Raw genomic sequence first — 15,746 nt, 5'->3', positions numbered from 1 at the left:
GCAACTAATTTTTATTAAAAAACAATGCGAAACCTTTAGATTAAGGTACTTTTATATGGTTTAGCAGTTCCATAACATTTCGCACCTATACAAAAAACTCCGCCTGAATGAAACAAGCATGTATACATTCAGGCGAAGTAAAAAGTTCGAGCTATTATTTCCTAACTAATTCAGGGATCTTAATCGTAGTTCCATACGGTACATTATCGGGATTTTTAATAACTCCCGGATTGTGTTTTACGATGTATGGCCACAAAGCTTTAGTTCCATAAAAGCGTAAAGCAACTCTTGTCAATGTTTCCCCTTCTTTGATAGTATATGTAGTTTTAGTTCCCGTTATAATATAACTAACAGAATCCGGTTTGAAAGGAACAGACTTAGCTGTTGTCGATTTACCAGCGTCTTTCTTCACTGTTTCCGGTTCTTTTTTAGATACAGGAACAGCCACCGGAGTTTCTTCTTTCACAGGAGAAACAACTTCAGCAACCGTATCTTCTCTGATTATTGTATCTTGGAGAATAACCGGTTCTGAAGTAGGCTGAACAACCTTTTCCATTTCCTTCACTTTTTCAATTCTGTCTGTAGAATCAAAGAGATCAGGATAATAGATGAAAAGCAAGGCCCCTCCACAAAGCAATAATACAATAACGATTATTGCAATAAGATAAGGTACCGGAGACTTTTCAGATTTCACCTGCTTGGGTTTACTTTTTCTTTTAACCGGAGCTTCATCCGCCACTGTTGAAACAGCCAATTCCCGGGCTATTATTTCTTCTGCAGACAACTTTGGAGCTACTGACCGAGAATTCTCTGGATCTGCTGTTTTTTCCTTATCCAATTGAGAGGGTTGATTTACAGAAGGAGTAGCTTCTTTCTTCATAATAATATCGTCAGAAACTCCTTTTTCACCAACTATTATTTCATTTTTCACCTCTTCTACTTTCGGTACTACAACTTCAGTAACCGCATCTTGCCCTTCTGCCGCTACTGAAGCATTTTCCACAGCAGAAACTTCTTTCTCCTTTTCTTCTATCGAAGACTTTTCTTCTTCAACTATTTCCTCAGCACTCTCTACTTCTTTGATACTTTCTTCAGGATTCACTCTCCCCACACTCTGTGATACAGGTTCCTCTTCTGTCAACTCCCCATCATCATCCGAATCCACCACCGGAGTATCTTCCAAAACAGTCTTTTCATTCAACACCACTGTTTCAAAATGAGAAAATGGCTTATTAATAATATCACGTAATGAACCATCCGGAATAAAGGAAACCTTTGTATAACCCTGTATCTGGAATCGTTCTCCCGTATTAACCTTCACACTCTCCCTACTCTCAACATCCACCAGTTTGAAAGTGCCAAAGCCTTTAATTTTCACAGACCTGTCCTGTTCAAGAGCTTCCTCTATCAAAAGAAAGAACTCTTTAACAAATTTATCGGCATCTTTTTTATCCATGCCGTATTTCTCAGATAATAAGTCTATAAAATTCTGCAGATATAACCTTTCATTCATGAGAGTGAACCTTTATTTAAACTTATCTTTTAGTTGAGCACTCGGTCTATACGTCAAAACCAATTTAGGAGGAACAAGCATGCGTTGCTTCGTTGTTGGATTAACTGTAATACGTTCTGCTTTCTTCTTTACTTCAAAGGTCCCAAAACCTTGTATTGTAACAACATTTCCCTCTTGTAATTCCTGGGTCATACCCGACAATAAAGAGGATGCCAATTCGGATGTATCCTTAATTGTATATCCTAACCTACGCGATAACTCTGAAATAAAATCTTTATTATTCAAATCCAAAAATTTTAAAAGTACGACGCTATATTAGTCATTATTAAGCAAATAAACAAATTCTATGGAAGAATACTTTAAATAACCTTTCCAAAAAGATCAAAATCATCAGAATCAATCACCTCTATCTGATAAAAGTTACCAATCAGAAGCGTTTGGTCCGCACGATTAATCAAAACCTCCGGATCCACTTCCGGAGAATCAAACTCTGTACGTCCAATATAATAATCTCCCTCAATACGATCAATAATTACTTTTAGTTGTTTACCCACTTTTGCAGCACTTAACTCAGATGATATCCCTTGCTGAATATCCATCAATTCATCCAAACGAGCCTGCTTTACTTCTGCAGAAACAGAATCTTCATAACACTCGGCAGCATAAGTCCCCTCCTCTTCTGAGTATGCAAAAGCTCCCATTCTGTCAAAACGCACCTTACGAACGAATTCTTTCAATTCTTCAAAATCAGCCTCCGTTTCTCCCGGATGCCCTACCATCAGGGTAGTACGCAAATGAATACCGGGAACTTCTTCACGAAACTGCTCTATTAACCGATAAGTATCCTCCTTTGTTACATGCCGGCGCATATGTTCCAACATATTGTCACTAATATGTTGCAAAGCGATATCCATGTACTTACATACATTATCACGTTCACGCATTACACGAAAAAGATCTGTAGGAAAATGAGCAGGATAAGCATAATGCAAACGAATCCACTCTACGCCAGGAATATCAGAAATACGTTCTACCAATTCCGGAAGCATTTGTTTCTTATACAAGTCAATTCCGTAATAAGTAAGCTCTTGTGCTATAACCTGAAACTCTTTCACACCCTGAGACACAAGATATTTCACCTCATCCAGTATTTCTTCAATCGGCCGTGACACATGGTGTCCTGTTATTATAGGAATAGCACAATATGAGCATTTACGGTCACACCCTTCCGAGATTTTCAGATAAGCATAATGACCAGGAGTAGTTAATGTTCGTTCAATGTACAATTCATCGTGATAAGCTTTACCCAGATCTTTTAGAAGTTCTTTCCAATTAAACTTTCCATAAAATTTATCTACCTGGGGAATTTCGATTGCCAGTTCTTTTAAGTACCGTTCTGACAAACATCCCATTACGAATAATTTTTCCAGATTCCCTTCTTCTTTCTCCTGAGCAAATTCAAGAATCATATTAATAGACTCCTCTTTTGCATCACCAATAAAACCACAGGTATTTATTACCGCAATCTCTCCTTTAGGTTTCTCTGAGTCATGAGTAACGTTATATCCGGCTTCGTTTAGTTGACGCATCAACTGTTCTGAATCTACTAAATTTTTAGAACACCCTAAGGTTATAATATCTATAGTCTTTCTCTTCATGCATTCTCTCCAAACAAGGAATCTACAAATTCTTTTTTACGGAAAACCTGTAAGTCTTCCATACCTTCACCCAAACCGATATACTTTACAGGAATTTTAAACTGATCAGAAATACCAATCACGACTCCCCCTTTAGCCGTACCATCCAATTTGGTAATAGCCATAGCTGTAACCTCTGTAGCCAATGTAAATTGTTTCGCTTGTTCAAAAGCATTTTGCCCAGTAGAACCATCAAGCACCAACAAAACCTCATTAGGAGCATCTGGCACTACTTTTTTCATAACGTTCTTGATCTTTGTCAGTTCATTCATCAATCCGACCTTATTATGCAAGCGACCTGCAGTATCAATAATAACCACATCAGCATTATTGGAAACAGCCGAACTTAGTGTATCATATGCTACAGAAGCAGGATCAGAACCCATTTTTTGCTTAATAACAGGTACTCCTACTCTTTCACCCCAGATAACCAATTGCTCTACCGCAGCAGCGCGGAATGTATCCGCAGCACCCAGGTATACTGATTTTCCGGCTTTCTTAAACTGATATGCCAATTTTCCAATAGTAGTAGTCTTACCTACTCCATTAACACCCACTACCATAATCACATATGGCTTCTTATCTATTGGCACATCAAAATCAGCGACATCATCAGAGTTATTCTCCGTCAGCAATGCAGCTATTTCATCACGAAGAATAGTATTAAGTTCTTGCGTGTTTACATATTTGTCATTTGAAGCACGTTTTTCAATACGCTTAATGATGTTTAGCGTAGTCTCTACACCTACATCAGAAGTAATGAGCACCTCTTCCAAATTATCTAACACTTCGTCGTCCACTTTTGACTTACCGGCTACTGCGCGGGCTATCTTACTGAACACACTTTCCTTGGTTTTAGATAATCCTTTATCTAAAGTTTCCTTCTTTTCCTTTGAAAAAAAACTAAAAAATCCCATGATACTTACTATTTGTATAATACATTATGCTACAAAGATATAATAAAGTAATGAAAAACTAAAAAGTGAGGAAAGAAAATTGAAACTCCACGACGTTTTAGCAAACTTCAAACAACAACAAGAAAGCATCTCAAACTGTTCAGGAGAGCTCTTTTTTTTATTTATAGAATTACAAATAAAGATTCACAAATCTATAACTACAAAAAAAATCCCCCCAATAATAACATGAGAGGATTTTTTAATTGCAGAATAACTGCAATCTATTATTTCTTGAAAAAGTCTTGTACCTTTTCGTTAGGAACCATCTGTTCATCAAAAATGTAAGCACCAGTTTTCGGAGACTTAACCATTTTGATAACCTTAGTATAAGAACGACCTTCTTTAGATCCTTCGTGCAAACTTGCTACTGTTTTCTTTGCCATGGGTTATTCTCTATCTTTTATTATTTAATTTCCTTGTGAACTGTTACTCTCTTCAGAATAGGGTTGTATTTCTTCAACTCAAGTCTTTCTGTAGTATTTTTTCTATTTTTTGTTGTGATATAACGAGATGTTCCCGGCATACCGCTATCTTTATGTTCTGTACATTCCAGAATCACCTGTACTCTATTACCTTTTGCTTTCTTTGCCATAATCAGTTTTCTCCTCTACGTTTAGCCAATCACTTTAATGGTTTTCCAATCACAATACCCTTTAGCAACTGCATCGTTCAGTGCAGCATCCAATCCTTTTTTGTTAATAATGCGCAAACCAGCAGCACAAAGGCTAAGGCTGATCCAGCAGTCCTGTTCTACATAATAGAACTTCTTGTTAAACAAGTTCAAATCAAAGGTTCTCTTTGTTCTTCTCTTTGAGTGTGAAACATTGTTGCCAATCATGGCTTTCTTTCCGGTAATTTGACAAATCTTCGACATTTCTATCTTATTTTTATAGTTTTTATCTATACTTATTTCAAACAGAGCGCAAAGTAAGCACTTTTATAGATATAAAACAAGTAATTCTTAAAATAATTCGTTATACAGTACACTTTTTCTTTATTTTAGAAGGTCCAGAAGTAACAAAAAGGCATTATTTCCAGCTCTCTCGACATTCATCTCTCTCCCACGGTCTGTATCTTGCTTCATTGTTCGAATTTCATTTTTATAGGCAGCTGCAATCCAAACAGTACCCACCGGTTTCTCTTTTGTCCCTCCACCAGGACCAGCTATTCCGGAAGTTGAAACAGCACAATCAGTTTTCAACGCTTTCATCGCACCTTTTACCATTTCGATCACAGTTTCTTCACTGACAGCCCCCTGTTTTTTGAGCGTTTCAGACGACACCCCCAACAACGATTCCTTAATTTCATTAGAATAAGCAACAATCCCTCCTTTAAAGTAATCCGAACTGCCAGGCACAGAAGTTAATTTAGCAGCAATGCTTCCTCCCGTACAACTCTCTGCGGTGGATACGGTCAAATTCTTCTCTCTTAGCAAATTTCCAATAAGTATTTCAAGTGGAGTATCTTCTTCATCAAAAATAGCATCCCCTAAAATATCTTTCAGTTTACACCCTTCAACAGAAATCTGAGATTGCACAGCTTCCTTATCCCTTCCACGCCCTGTAAGCCGGAGCCGAATAATACCGGGTTTAGGCAAATAGGCCAATTTTATAGATTCAGGCAAAGCTTCTTCCCATGATTCAAGTTTTTCTGCCAAAACAGATTCAGGGTAATTCTTTACAGTAAAAGTCTTATGTATAATTACATCTGTATCAAATTTCTTACGCAAACGAGGAATCACTTCTTCACTCATCACGGTAATCATCTCCTGAGGTACACCCGGCATAGATACCAATACCTTACCATTTTTTTCAAACCAACTAACAGGCGCACTACCTACCCGGTTATTTATCACAAGGCAATCTTTTGGAACCATTGCCTGGCTCTTATTTAACGCATTCATCGGTATCTTACTTGCCAGTACACGCTTGATATTTTCAAATACCTCTTCACAGAACACTAACTCCGTATCAAAATAAGCACATAACGTCTGTTTGGTTATATCATCTTTCGTAGGCCCCAATCCACCAGTCATTAATACAATATCGGCCCTATTCATCGCATCGTCTACAGCCTCAGTTATTTCATCCGCACGATCACGGACAGAAACAACGCGAATCACTTCAATGCCAACTTTATTCAACTCACGCCCCATCCAGGCCGAATTTGTATCGGTGACCTGCCCTATCAGTAGTTCATCGCCTATTGTAATAATCTCTGCAAACATATTATACCAATCAGATAATTGTAATTAGCAACCTCTTTCAATACAACTCTCTTTTATATCACAAAGTAACACGCGAATAAGCCGGAAGTTCTATCGAACAGAAGTCCCGATCCAGATACTTGAAGTAACCTGTAATAGCAATCATTGCAGCATTATCTGTAGTATAACTGAATTTCGGAATAAATATTTTCCAGCCATATTTTTCGGCATGTTCACGGAAAGAGTTACGCAATCCGTTATTAGCAGATACTCCACCGGCTACAGCTACCTCATTTATTTTATATTGTTTGGCAGCTTTTCGAAGTTTATCCATAAGAATATCTACAATTGTCGCTTCCAATGAAGCTGCAAGATCTACCTTATGATGTTCAATGAAATCAGGATCATCCTTCATCCAATCACGAAGTGAATAAAGGAAAGAAGTCTTCAATCCACTAAAACTATAATCCAGTCCCGGTATATGCGGTTTACTGAAAGTAAATGCTTTCGGATTTCCCTGACGTGCTAATTTATCAATAATCGGCCCCCCCGGATATCCGAGCCCCATCACCTTTGAGCATTTATCAATCGCTTCTCCGGCAGCATCATCAATAGTCTGCCCCAGAATTTCCATATCATTATATGCCTTCACCAATACAATCTGCGAATTACCACCCGACACAAGTAAACAAAGAAAAGGATAATTAGGTTGTTGATTCTCTTCACCTTCTGCTTTAATAAAATGAGCTAACACATGCCCAGTCAAGTGATTAACATCAATCATTGGTATATTTAAAGAACGAGCAAAACCTTTTGCGAACGAAACTCCTACAAGTAATGACCCCATCAGTCCCGGACCACGCGTAAAAGCTACAGCACTCAATTCCTCCTTGGTCACTCCTGCACGTTTCAATGCTTCATGTACCACCGGAACTATATTTTGCTGATGTGCACGCGAAGCAAGCTCGGGCACTACACCACCATACGCCTCATGAACAGCCTGGCTGGATACCACATTCGACAGCAAATAACCATCCTTGATAACGGCTGCCGACGTATCATCACAAGAGGACTCAATTCCTAATATTATTGTACTCATAGTTTTTTTGATGTTTAAACGGTACAAAAGTAATGATAAAAGTACGATTCATAACGAACTATTTTATATTTTTGTTCGCAAAATAAAAGTAACCGCTTATCAGAACGCTGAAAAAGACTGTACGCTGGGTACTCGGTATCGTACTGGGAGTATATATCGGGGTCATTCTTTTGTTGAACATACCTTTTGTTCAGCAGAAGTTTGCTGTATTCGTAGCCAAAGAACTCTCCCGTGTAATGGGTACCGAATTAACTATTGGAAGAATAGATATGGGACTGTTGAACCGTATCATTATCGATGATGTATTACTTGACGACCAGTCAGGGAAGGAAATGTTGAAGGTTACCCGCCTCTCTGCCAAATTTGAGATACTTCCTCTTTTCAAAGGAAAAATAACCATTAGTAGTGTGCAGTTGTTTGGTTTCAACATCAATCTAAACAAAAAAACTCCGGATTCACCACCTAACTTCAAATTTGTCCTTGACGCATTTGCGTCCAAAGATACTATTAAGAAAGAGCAAAATATCGACCTGCGTATCAATTCCATATTAATTCGTCGTGGAAAACTGGCATATGATGTACTTTCTGAAGAAGAAACTCCAGGTAAGTTCAATGCCAAACATGTGCGTTTACAGAACATTATAGCCAATATCTCGTTGAAAGCGCTGCAAAATGACTCTGTAAACGCCTCAATCAAGCGACTAAGCGTAGACGAACAATCCGGATTTGAACTTAAAAAACTAAGTCTGAAGCTAGTAGCTAACGATAAAGAAATGTCCATTGATAATTTTGTTATTGATTTGCCTAATACTTCTCTGAAGATGGATACTATTCATCTGAATTACGATAGTCTGGGAGCATTTAAACAATTTGCCAATAACGTACGATTCTCTTTCCACACATTACCTTCACATATCACATTAAAGGATATTTCTCCGTTTGTTCCGGCATTATCCAACTTCAAAGAACAGATCGAACTCGATATGGATGTCAATGGTACAATAGACCAACTGAATTGCTCTAAGCTTGAAATAAAGGCTGGTAAGCAGTTCCATCTGTTAGGAGATGTTTCTTTGCAAGACCTGTCACACCCACAAGACGCTTTCGTTTTTGGCAAAATGTCTAATCTTTCGGCCAATAGCGACGGCATTGGTTTTCTGGTACGCAATTTAAGTAAAAATTATAATGGAGTTCCTCCTATACTTGAGCGCCTGGGAGATGTATCTTTTCATGGAGAGGTTTCCGGATACTTCACGGATCTCGTCACATACGGTCTGTTCCATACAGACATAGGTTCTGTAAAAACCGACTTAAAACTCAGTTCAAACAAAGCAAAGGGTCTGTTTGCCTATTCCGGATCCGTTAAAACAAAAGATTTTGAACTGGGGAAATTATTGAATAATGAAAAGTTAGGAGAAATCACCTTTAATCTCGACGTACAAGGTAATCATTATGAAAAGCAGCGCCCTTCCATCGTATTGAAAGGCCTAGTAGCTGCCATTGAATATAGTAGTTATAAATATGAAAATATCACTCTCGATGGTGAATACAAACGTGGTGGATTCAATGGTAAAGTAGCATTAAATGACGAAAACGGTACTATTGCTATTAATGGTAACATTAACCTGACTGAAAAAGTACCAACTTTTGACTTTTCAGCCTCAGTAAGTAATTTCCGTCCACACGAATTAAACCTGACACCCAAATATAAAGATGCAATATTCTCCGTAAAAGTAAACGCGAATTTCAAGGGAGGCTCTATTGATCAGATGATTGGTGATATAGATATAGATAGTTTGCAGTTCACAGCTCCCGAGAAAAATTTCTTCATGAAGAACATGCATATGTCCGCCACACAACAGACAGGTATTAACCAATTAACCTTAAACTCTGAGTTTCTGACTGCCAATGTAAAGGGACGTTTCATGTACCACACACTGCCCGCCAGTATAATGGGTATTTTACGTAGTTATGTACCCTCACTCATCCTTCCTCCTAAAAAGCCAATAAAGACTGACAATAATTTCAGTTTTGACATTAATATATATAATACAGATATTCTATCCACTATCTTTGATATTCCATTAAAGGTATATACCCATTCCACCATTAACGGATATGTCAATGACCGAATGCAACGCCTGCGTGTAGAAGGATATTTCCCACGTTTACAATACAAAAACAATTTCATAGAATCAGGATTATTACTTTGTGAAAACCCTGTTGACCAGTTCAGAGCCAGAGTTCGCTTTACCAATCAAAAAAAGAACGGAGCTGTGAACCTTTCTCTTGAAGCACAGGCTAAAGATGACCTTGTAAACACTACTATTAATTGGGGAAATAATGCTGCTGTCACATATAGCGGACAATTGGCTGCTGCTGCACAATTTTTACGTACAGAAGGAGACAAACCCTTACTCAAAGCAATTGTAGACATAAAGCCTACGGATGTTATCTTAAATGATACTATCTGGGAAGTACATCCTTCGCAAGTAGTGGTGGATTCTGGTAAAATTGATGTTAACGATTTCTATTTTAGTCATCAGGACCGTTATATCCGAATCAACGGACGCGTATCCGACAATCCAGCGGATACAGTAAAAGTTAATCTGAAAGACATCAATATCGGTTATGTTTTTGACATTGCACGCATTTCAGATGATGTTAATTTTGAGGGAGATGCCACAGGTATGGCTTATGCCAGTGGAATACTAAAGAAACCGGTACTCAACACACGCTTGTCTATACGTAATTTCACACTGAACAAAGGGTTATTAGGTGATTTAGATATCTATGGCGCATGGGACAATGAGAAAAAAGGCATTTATCTGGATGCACATATACAAGAAAAAAACATTTCCAAAGTTCACGTAGACGGGTTCATCTACCCTATCAAACCTACAAGCGGACTCGATCTAAACATTGATGCTGAAAACCTGAACATTAAGTTTCTGGAACATTATATGCGGTCTATTGCTCAGGATATTAAAGGAAGAGCTACAGGAAAAGTGCACTTTTACGGTAAATTCAAAGGATTAAATCTCGATGGTGCCGTAATGACAGATGCCTCAATGAAATTTGATATACTTAATACCTCGTTTGCCATAAAAGACACGATCCGTCTGGCACCGGAAGGAATCACATTCGATCACATCCATATTTCAGATATGGAAGGGCACCAGGGAAGAATGAATGGATATCTCCATTACGAACATTTCAAGAATATAAAGTATCAATTCGACATTCAGGTCAACAATATGCTGGTAATGAACACACAGGAATCTCCGGATCTCCCCTTCTATGGTACAGTATATGCCACTGGAAATGCTCTGCTCGCAGGTAATGCACAAGACGGACTCGATGCAAATATAGCAATGACTACTAACCGGAATACAAACTTTACATATAGTACAGGAACTGTTGCTTCGGCCACCAGTAATCAATTTATTAAGTTTGTAGACAAAACCCCACGACGTAGCATACAGGACTCGATACAGATCATTTCATTCTATGAACAAGTCCAACAGAAAGAAGAAGAGAAAAATTCACAGACAGACATCCGTCTCAACATATTAGTAGATGCTACACCGGATGCTACAATGAAAATTGTTATGGATCCTGTTGCCGGTGATTATATCAGTGGGCGGGGTTCAGGTAATATTCGTGTAGAGTTCTATAATAAAGGAGATGTGAAAATGTTCGGTAACTACCACATCCAACAGGGTATCTATAAATTCAGCCTTCAGGAAGTAATACGTAAGGACTTTATTATCAAAGACGGAAGTACTATTACATTCAATGGACCACCACTTGATGCTACATTGGATATACAAGCCTCTTACACTGTACCCTCAGCCTCATTAAATGATCTGATACCAGATGCATCTGTGGTTGTACAACAACCGAATGTTCGTGTAAACTGTATGATGAATCTTACTGGCATTCTGTTGCGTCCCTCTATTAAACTGGGTATTGAGCTTCCCAACGAACGTGATGAGGTACAGGCTTTGGTACGCAATTATATCAGCACAGATGAGCAAATGAATATGCAGATACTCTATCTGTTAGGTATTGGTAAGTTTTACATGGAAAATAATACAGGTAACCGACAGAGTTCCGACATGATGTCTTCTGTATTATCTTCTACTCTATCCGGACAGCTGAACAATGTACTCTCACAGATTATCGACAATAACAACTGGAATATCGGAACCAATCTCAGTACCGGTGAGAAGGGCTGGACAGATATGGAAGTGGAAGGAATCCTTTCGGGGCAGTTACTCAATAACCGGCTGATTATCAATGGGAACTTTGGATACCGAGATAATCCAATGGCAAATACTAACTTTGTGGGAGACTTTGAAGCAGAATGGTTACTGACCCGTTCGGGAGAAGTACGATTGAAAGCATATAATGAAACGAATGATCGCTATTATACTAAAACCAATCTGACCACTCAGGGAGTCGGTATTATGTATAAAAAAGATTTCAGTAAATGGAATGAACTTTTCTTCTGGAACAAGTGGAAGCTTCGTAATCTAAAGAGAAAAATGGAGAAAAAGCAGGAAGAAGTTCAAAAGAATGATTCTACAAAAACAGATAGTGCACAATCAAAAGCAAAAAGACAACGACCGGAAAAATAAATAAGCATTCCGGATAATGCACTTATAATGTAGTTTCCGGATGTAATTATTATATTTGTAACCTGATTAATAAATCCAATGTATCAGGAATACCGTCCCAGTATTGTCCTATTGCCCTATATAGAAACTTATTGGACTTTTGATAGTTTCATTGAGGGAGAGCAAACCGTCAGGATTTTGCCGGATGGATGCGTAGACATCTTATTAAATTGTAACGACACTATATCCAATAACGGAATGTCTCCTTTTCATCCATACATTGTAGGTACAATGACTTCCTATTCTGACGTTTTATATACCCGATGTATGAAAATGGTAGGTGTACGCTTCAAACCAGGAGGTATCACAGCTTTTATCAATGTACCCATACACGAATTAACCAATCAGAGAATAGATATATCTTTGTTAGAATCCATTTTTGACAATACATTATTTTGTGATAATATAGCCATCCGGAATGATGTAAGAGAAGTGGTAAACTATATAGACTCCTATCTGACTGGCAAACTAAATCGCATCACTATTCCTGATAAACAAATTATGGCAGCAGTAGATACCATAAAATGCCACAAAGGATGCTTACCAATCAAAGAAGTATTAGAAGAAGTATGTCTCTGTCAACGCCAGTTTGAACGTAAGTTTAAATCCGTCATCGGAATAACTCCAAAAGTATTCAGTTCTGTTGTGAGATTCCAGAATGCACAGGAAGTATTACAACAACACCCTGAACAAAGTGTTTTCCTTACAGCTATTGATTGCGGATATTATGATCATGCACATTTTATCCGTGAATTCAAACGATTCACAGGGGAATCTCCGAAAGATCAATCTGTATAATGTCGATTTTATACACAAGAAACAGGTTATAACCGTTCTATCTTTGCCTCCGTAATAAAAAGTAATTATGGAAATAAAGAACTATGACAACCTGTTCCTTCCGGCGAAGGATATGGAAAAGAGTAAAGAGTTTTATACCCAAATATTGGGACTTAAAATGAAGTTTGAATTTAAGGATAAAGGTATGGTAGCTTATAAAGTAGGTGATGAAGAACCAGCTATTATTCTGAAAGATATATCTATGCACCCTGATACTCAGGCTACCATATGGCTGGAAGTAGAAAATGTAAAAGCAATCTATGAACAACTGAGACAGCAGGGCATACTCTTTTTATCCGAACCGTTCAAGATCAAAACAGGCTGGGCTGTTGAATTTACCGATCCATCCGGCAACCGGTTGGGACTCACCGATTATGATTCATATTAATTAATACCCCAAAAAACAAATGGAAAAAATTAAAGAAAAAGCAGCATCTTTGCTGCAGAAGTGTGAAGTTGTTGTTTTGTCGTCAATCAATGCAGAAGGCTATCCTCGTCCTGTCCCCATTGCCAAAATAGCATCAGAAGGATTATCTACTATCTGGATGTCTACCGGCACCTCTTCGCTAAAGACTACAGAGTTTCGTGCAAATCCGAAAGCAGGACTTTGTTTCCATGCCGGAGGTGACAGTGTGGTACTGACCGGAGAAGTAGAAGTTATTGATGACGCAGAGTCAAAAGAAAAATACTGGCAGAATTGGTTTATCAAATTCTTCCCGCAAGGAGTGAAAGATCCGGAATATATATTGCTCAAATTCAGCAGTAATCAAGCTACAATTTATATTGAAGATCAATTTCAGCGCGTAGCAATAAACGAGTAAAAGCACACCATAACATTCCGGTAGAAAAGAAAAATTGCCGCAAAAATCTGAATAAATGCTATCTTTGCAACACGAAAACAAATGAAAAAGATAGTAATATAATGACTCAACTCATAATGCTGGGTACAGGAAATGCAATGGCAGTAGAATGCTATAATACCTGTTTCGCTCTAAAGTCCGGAAAAGAGTACTTTTTAGTAGATGCCGGCGGTGGCAACGGCATCTTCACTCAACTTAAAAAAGCAAATATTGCTTGTACTGACATTCATCATATGTTCATCACTCACGCACATACTGATCACTTATTGGGTATGGTGTGGATGGTACGCAATATAGCAATGATGATAAACAATGGTAAGTATGAGGGCACTTTGACTATCTACTGCCACGATGAAGTGAAAGAAACATTGCTTACTATTTGCCGTCTGACTCTCCCACAGAAAATAATGCTTCCCATTGGTAACCGGATTCTTATACAGGAAGTTAAGGATGGAGACAAAGTAGAAATCGCCGATATAAAACTCTCTTTTTTCGATATTGCTTCCACTAAGATGAAACAATTTGGATTTCAGACTATCCTACCCAATCAAAAAACATTGGTCTGCCTGGGTGACGAACCTTACAACGAAAAAAGCCACAGATATGTAGCACATTGCGATTGGTTACTTTGTGAGGCATTTTGCCTTTATGCAGACAAAGAAAGATTCAAACCATATGAAAAACATCACAGTACAGCACTTGATGCCGGAAGGTTGGCAGAAGAATTAAATGTAAAAAACCTATTGCTCTATCATACAGAAGACAAAAACATAAAAGAACGGAAACATAAATACAGCCAAGAAGCTTCCAGACTATTTAAAGGCAATATATTTGTCCCTGATGATCTGGAAATTATTACGCTATAAAACAGATGTATCTTATAATTGCCTTACTACGCGGCAAGGATTTCCCACTGCAAGACAATTAGCCGGAATATCTTTAGTCACCACACTACCAGCTCCGATGGTGGTATTATCACCGATAGTCACCCCGGGCAATATAATAGAACCACCGCCAATCCAGACATTATTACCCAGAGTGACAGGAGCCGTCAAAGAATTCCAGTAAGCACTGTTTTCAGAAAGCCTCTCCATCGGATTTACCGGATGAAATACAGTATAAATATGCACCCCCGGAGCAATACCACAATTATCACCGATGGTAATACGGTTACAATCGAGGAAAACACAATTCATATTTATTTCAACATTATTCCCTAAATGAATATTCTCACCATAATCCACAAAGAAAGGAGCAGTGATCCACACATTCTTTCCGTGTGAACCAAGTAATTCGTCCAAAATAGCATCTAATTTCTCCTGATCTGTTGTATCTGTTGCAGCATATTCTCTTTGCAGTTGTTTTGCTTTGTGCCAACGGGTAATCAATTCTGTATCAGTAAAATCATATATTTCTCCTGACAGCATTTTTTCTTTTTCTGTTTTCATACTAATTGTTTTATGATTTAGTTTCTCTGTTTTTCAAAATGACAGGCATGTTCTCCAACGCCCAACCTACCAAAGCTTCAATATGAGGAATCAGGCTATGTCCTGTCTTGGTTAAACAATATTCCACTCGTGGAGGTACTTCGGCATATATCTTTCTTGCCACCAATCCGTCAGCTTCAAGTGTACGAAGAGTTACAGTAAGCATACGTTGAGATACATCCTCAATCGTTTTATGAATATCACTGAAACGCATCACTCCATTTGCATTTAATGTGATTAACACGAGCATTGACCATTTATCACCTAATCTGCTCAACACGTCCCGTACGGGGCAATTTCCTGTAGGATGAAAATTTTCCATTTTTTTATTTATTCTATTCCACTGATGCTCAACAATAGTTACTTCTATGTAAGTCCCTTATCCTGAGGTACGTTCTTGTTTATATGA

The 15,746-nt window shown here is 38.1% G+C and carries 16 protein-coding genes; 5 read left to right on the top strand and 11 right to left on the bottom strand.

Going from position 1 to position 15,746, the window contains the following annotated elements:
• Positions 1–154: 154 nt before the first annotated feature.
• The 9 genes from VCM39_RS09595 to tsaD all read right to left on the bottom strand — a co-directional run bounded on the left by VCM39_RS09595 (position 155) and on the right by tsaD (position 7,471).
• Entirely contained in the window at positions 155–1,513 is a 1,359-nt protein-coding gene (locus tag VCM39_RS09595; RefSeq protein ID WP_322934001.1) for an HU family DNA-binding protein, read from the bottom strand.
• 12 nt (positions 1,514–1,525) lie between these two features.
• On the bottom strand, positions 1,526–1,798 hold the full coding sequence (locus tag VCM39_RS09590; RefSeq protein WP_002560159.1) for an HU family DNA-binding protein: 273 nt from the start codon (positions 1,796–1,798) through the stop codon (positions 1,526–1,528).
• A gap of 74 nt (positions 1,799–1,872) precedes the next feature.
• Positions 1,873–3,171, bottom strand: coding sequence for a 30S ribosomal protein S12 methylthiotransferase RimO (rimO, locus tag VCM39_RS09585; RefSeq protein ID WP_322934000.1), 1,299 nt, complete (start codon positions 3,169–3,171; stop codon positions 1,873–1,875).
• On the bottom strand, positions 3,168–4,127 hold the full coding sequence (ftsY, locus tag VCM39_RS09580; protein WP_221651017.1) for a signal recognition particle-docking protein FtsY: 960 nt from the start codon (positions 4,125–4,127) through the stop codon (positions 3,168–3,170). Before ftsY ends, rimO begins: the two co-directional genes overlap by 4 nt.
• Positions 4,128–4,390: 263 nt before the next feature.
• On the bottom strand, positions 4,391–4,549 hold the full coding sequence (locus VCM39_RS09575; protein ID WP_002560156.1) for a DUF4295 domain-containing protein: 159 nt from the start codon (positions 4,547–4,549) through the stop codon (positions 4,391–4,393).
• A 20-nt stretch (positions 4,550–4,569) separates the two neighbouring features.
• Positions 4,570–4,758 carry a 50S ribosomal protein L33 gene (rpmG, locus tag VCM39_RS09570; protein ID WP_002560155.1) on the bottom strand — a complete coding sequence of 63 codons (189 nt, stop codon included), beginning with the start codon at positions 4,756–4,758 and terminating at the stop codon, positions 4,570–4,572.
• A gap of 21 nt (positions 4,759–4,779) precedes the next feature.
• Positions 4,780–5,040 carry a 50S ribosomal protein L28 gene (gene rpmB, locus VCM39_RS09565; RefSeq protein WP_002560154.1) on the bottom strand — a complete coding sequence of 87 codons (261 nt, stop codon included), beginning with the start codon at positions 5,038–5,040 and terminating at the stop codon, positions 4,780–4,782.
• A 120-nt stretch (positions 5,041–5,160) separates the two neighbouring features.
• The gene (locus tag VCM39_RS09560; protein WP_289294140.1) at positions 5,161–6,393 is read right to left on the bottom strand and encodes a competence/damage-inducible protein A; all 1,233 of its coding nucleotides are present in this window, start codon (positions 6,391–6,393) and stop codon (positions 5,161–5,163) included.
• Positions 6,394–6,451: 58 nt separating this feature from the next.
• The gene (tsaD, locus tag VCM39_RS09555) at positions 6,452–7,471 is read right to left on the bottom strand and encodes a tRNA (adenosine(37)-N6)-threonylcarbamoyltransferase complex transferase subunit TsaD (protein WP_221651019.1); all 1,020 of its coding nucleotides are present in this window, start codon (positions 7,469–7,471) and stop codon (positions 6,452–6,454) included.
• 236 nt (positions 7,472–7,707) lie between these two features.
• Between tsaD and VCM39_RS09550 the strand changes: the two genes are divergently transcribed.
• From VCM39_RS09550 to VCM39_RS09530, 5 genes are all read left to right on the top strand, one after another.
• Positions 7,708–12,114: a translocation/assembly module TamB domain-containing protein gene (locus tag VCM39_RS09550; protein ID WP_323674046.1), complete on the top strand. Its 4,407-nt coding sequence runs from the start codon at positions 7,708–7,710 to the stop codon at positions 12,112–12,114.
• 78 nt (positions 12,115–12,192) lie between these two features.
• Positions 12,193–12,951 carry a helix-turn-helix domain-containing protein gene (locus tag VCM39_RS09545; protein ID WP_322933997.1) on the top strand — a complete coding sequence of 253 codons (759 nt, stop codon included), beginning with the start codon at positions 12,193–12,195 and terminating at the stop codon, positions 12,949–12,951.
• A 67-nt stretch (positions 12,952–13,018) separates the two neighbouring features.
• Positions 13,019–13,378 carry a VOC family protein gene (locus tag VCM39_RS09540; RefSeq protein WP_322933996.1) on the top strand — a complete coding sequence of 120 codons (360 nt, stop codon included), beginning with the start codon at positions 13,019–13,021 and terminating at the stop codon, positions 13,376–13,378.
• A 19-nt stretch (positions 13,379–13,397) separates the two neighbouring features.
• Positions 13,398–13,811 (top strand): pyridoxamine 5'-phosphate oxidase family protein, encoded by a 414-nt coding sequence (locus VCM39_RS09535; RefSeq protein WP_322933995.1) that lies wholly within the window; start codon positions 13,398–13,400, stop codon positions 13,809–13,811.
• Positions 13,812–13,912: 101 nt separating this feature from the next.
• The gene (locus tag VCM39_RS09530) at positions 13,913–14,716 is read left to right on the top strand and encodes an MBL fold metallo-hydrolase (RefSeq protein ID WP_322933994.1); all 804 of its coding nucleotides are present in this window, start codon (positions 13,913–13,915) and stop codon (positions 14,714–14,716) included.
• Positions 14,717–14,728: 12 nt separating this feature from the next.
• On the opposite strand, the gene VCM39_RS09525 is transcribed toward VCM39_RS09530, so the two are convergent.
• Entirely contained in the window at positions 14,729–15,298 is a 570-nt protein-coding gene (locus VCM39_RS09525) for a sugar O-acetyltransferase (protein ID WP_196040062.1), read from the bottom strand.
• A 10-nt stretch (positions 15,299–15,308) separates the two neighbouring features.
• A complete protein-coding gene (locus tag VCM39_RS09520; RefSeq protein ID WP_002560148.1) occupies positions 15,309–15,659 on the bottom strand; it encodes a winged helix-turn-helix transcriptional regulator in 351 nt (116 codons plus the stop codon).
• Between the last annotated feature and the right edge of the window lie 87 nt (positions 15,660–15,746).

Origin of the sequence: Bacteroides mucinivorans (assembly GCF_034654355.2) — a bacterium.
Taxonomy (GTDB): Bacteria; Bacteroidota; Bacteroidia; order Bacteroidales; family Bacteroidaceae; genus Bacteroides; species Bacteroides nordii.
The sequence above is the reverse complement of the archived record's forward strand: the minus strand, read 5'-3'. Positions and strand labels throughout refer to the sequence as shown.

Excerpts from the sequence above, each read along its gene's own strand:
- VCM39_RS09545 (WP_322933997.1), top strand. The coding sequence starts at position 12,193 with ATGTATCAGGAATACCGTCCCAGTATTGTCCTATTGCCCTATATAGAA.
- rpmB (WP_002560154.1), bottom strand. The coding sequence starts at position 5,040 with ATGTCGAAGATTTGTCAAATTACCGGAAAGAAAGCCATGATTGGCAAC.
- rpmG (WP_002560155.1), bottom strand. The coding sequence starts at position 4,758 with ATGGCAAAGAAAGCAAAAGGTAATAGAGTACAGGTGATTCTGGAATGT.
- tsaD (WP_221651019.1), bottom strand. The coding sequence starts at position 7,471 with ATGAGTACAATAATATTAGGAATTGAGTCCTCTTGTGATGATACGTCG.
- VCM39_RS09560 (WP_289294140.1), bottom strand. The coding sequence starts at position 6,393 with ATGTTTGCAGAGATTATTACAATAGGCGATGAACTACTGATAGGGCAG.
- VCM39_RS09540 (WP_322933996.1), top strand. The coding sequence starts at position 13,019 with ATGGAAATAAAGAACTATGACAACCTGTTCCTTCCGGCGAAGGATATG.
- VCM39_RS09550 (WP_323674046.1), top strand. The coding sequence starts at position 7,708 with ATGGGTACCGAATTAACTATTGGAAGAATAGATATGGGACTGTTGAAC.
- ftsY (WP_221651017.1), bottom strand. The coding sequence starts at position 4,127 with ATGGGATTTTTTAGTTTTTTTTCAAAGGAAAAGAAGGAAACTTTAGAT.
- rimO (WP_322934000.1), bottom strand. The coding sequence starts at position 3,171 with ATGAAGAGAAAGACTATAGATATTATAACCTTAGGGTGTTCTAAAAAT.
- VCM39_RS09575 (WP_002560156.1), bottom strand. The coding sequence starts at position 4,549 with ATGGCAAAGAAAACAGTAGCAAGTTTGCACGAAGGATCTAAAGAAGGT.
- VCM39_RS09530 (WP_322933994.1), top strand. The coding sequence starts at position 13,913 with ATGACTCAACTCATAATGCTGGGTACAGGAAATGCAATGGCAGTAGAA.
- VCM39_RS09535 (WP_322933995.1), top strand. The coding sequence starts at position 13,398 with ATGGAAAAAATTAAAGAAAAAGCAGCATCTTTGCTGCAGAAGTGTGAA.
- VCM39_RS09525 (WP_196040062.1), bottom strand. The coding sequence starts at position 15,298 with ATGAAAACAGAAAAAGAAAAAATGCTGTCAGGAGAAATATATGATTTT.
- VCM39_RS09520 (WP_002560148.1), bottom strand. The coding sequence starts at position 15,659 with ATGGAAAATTTTCATCCTACAGGAAATTGCCCCGTACGGGACGTGTTG.
- VCM39_RS09595 (WP_322934001.1), bottom strand. The coding sequence starts at position 1,513 with ATGAATGAAAGGTTATATCTGCAGAATTTTATAGACTTATTATCTGAG.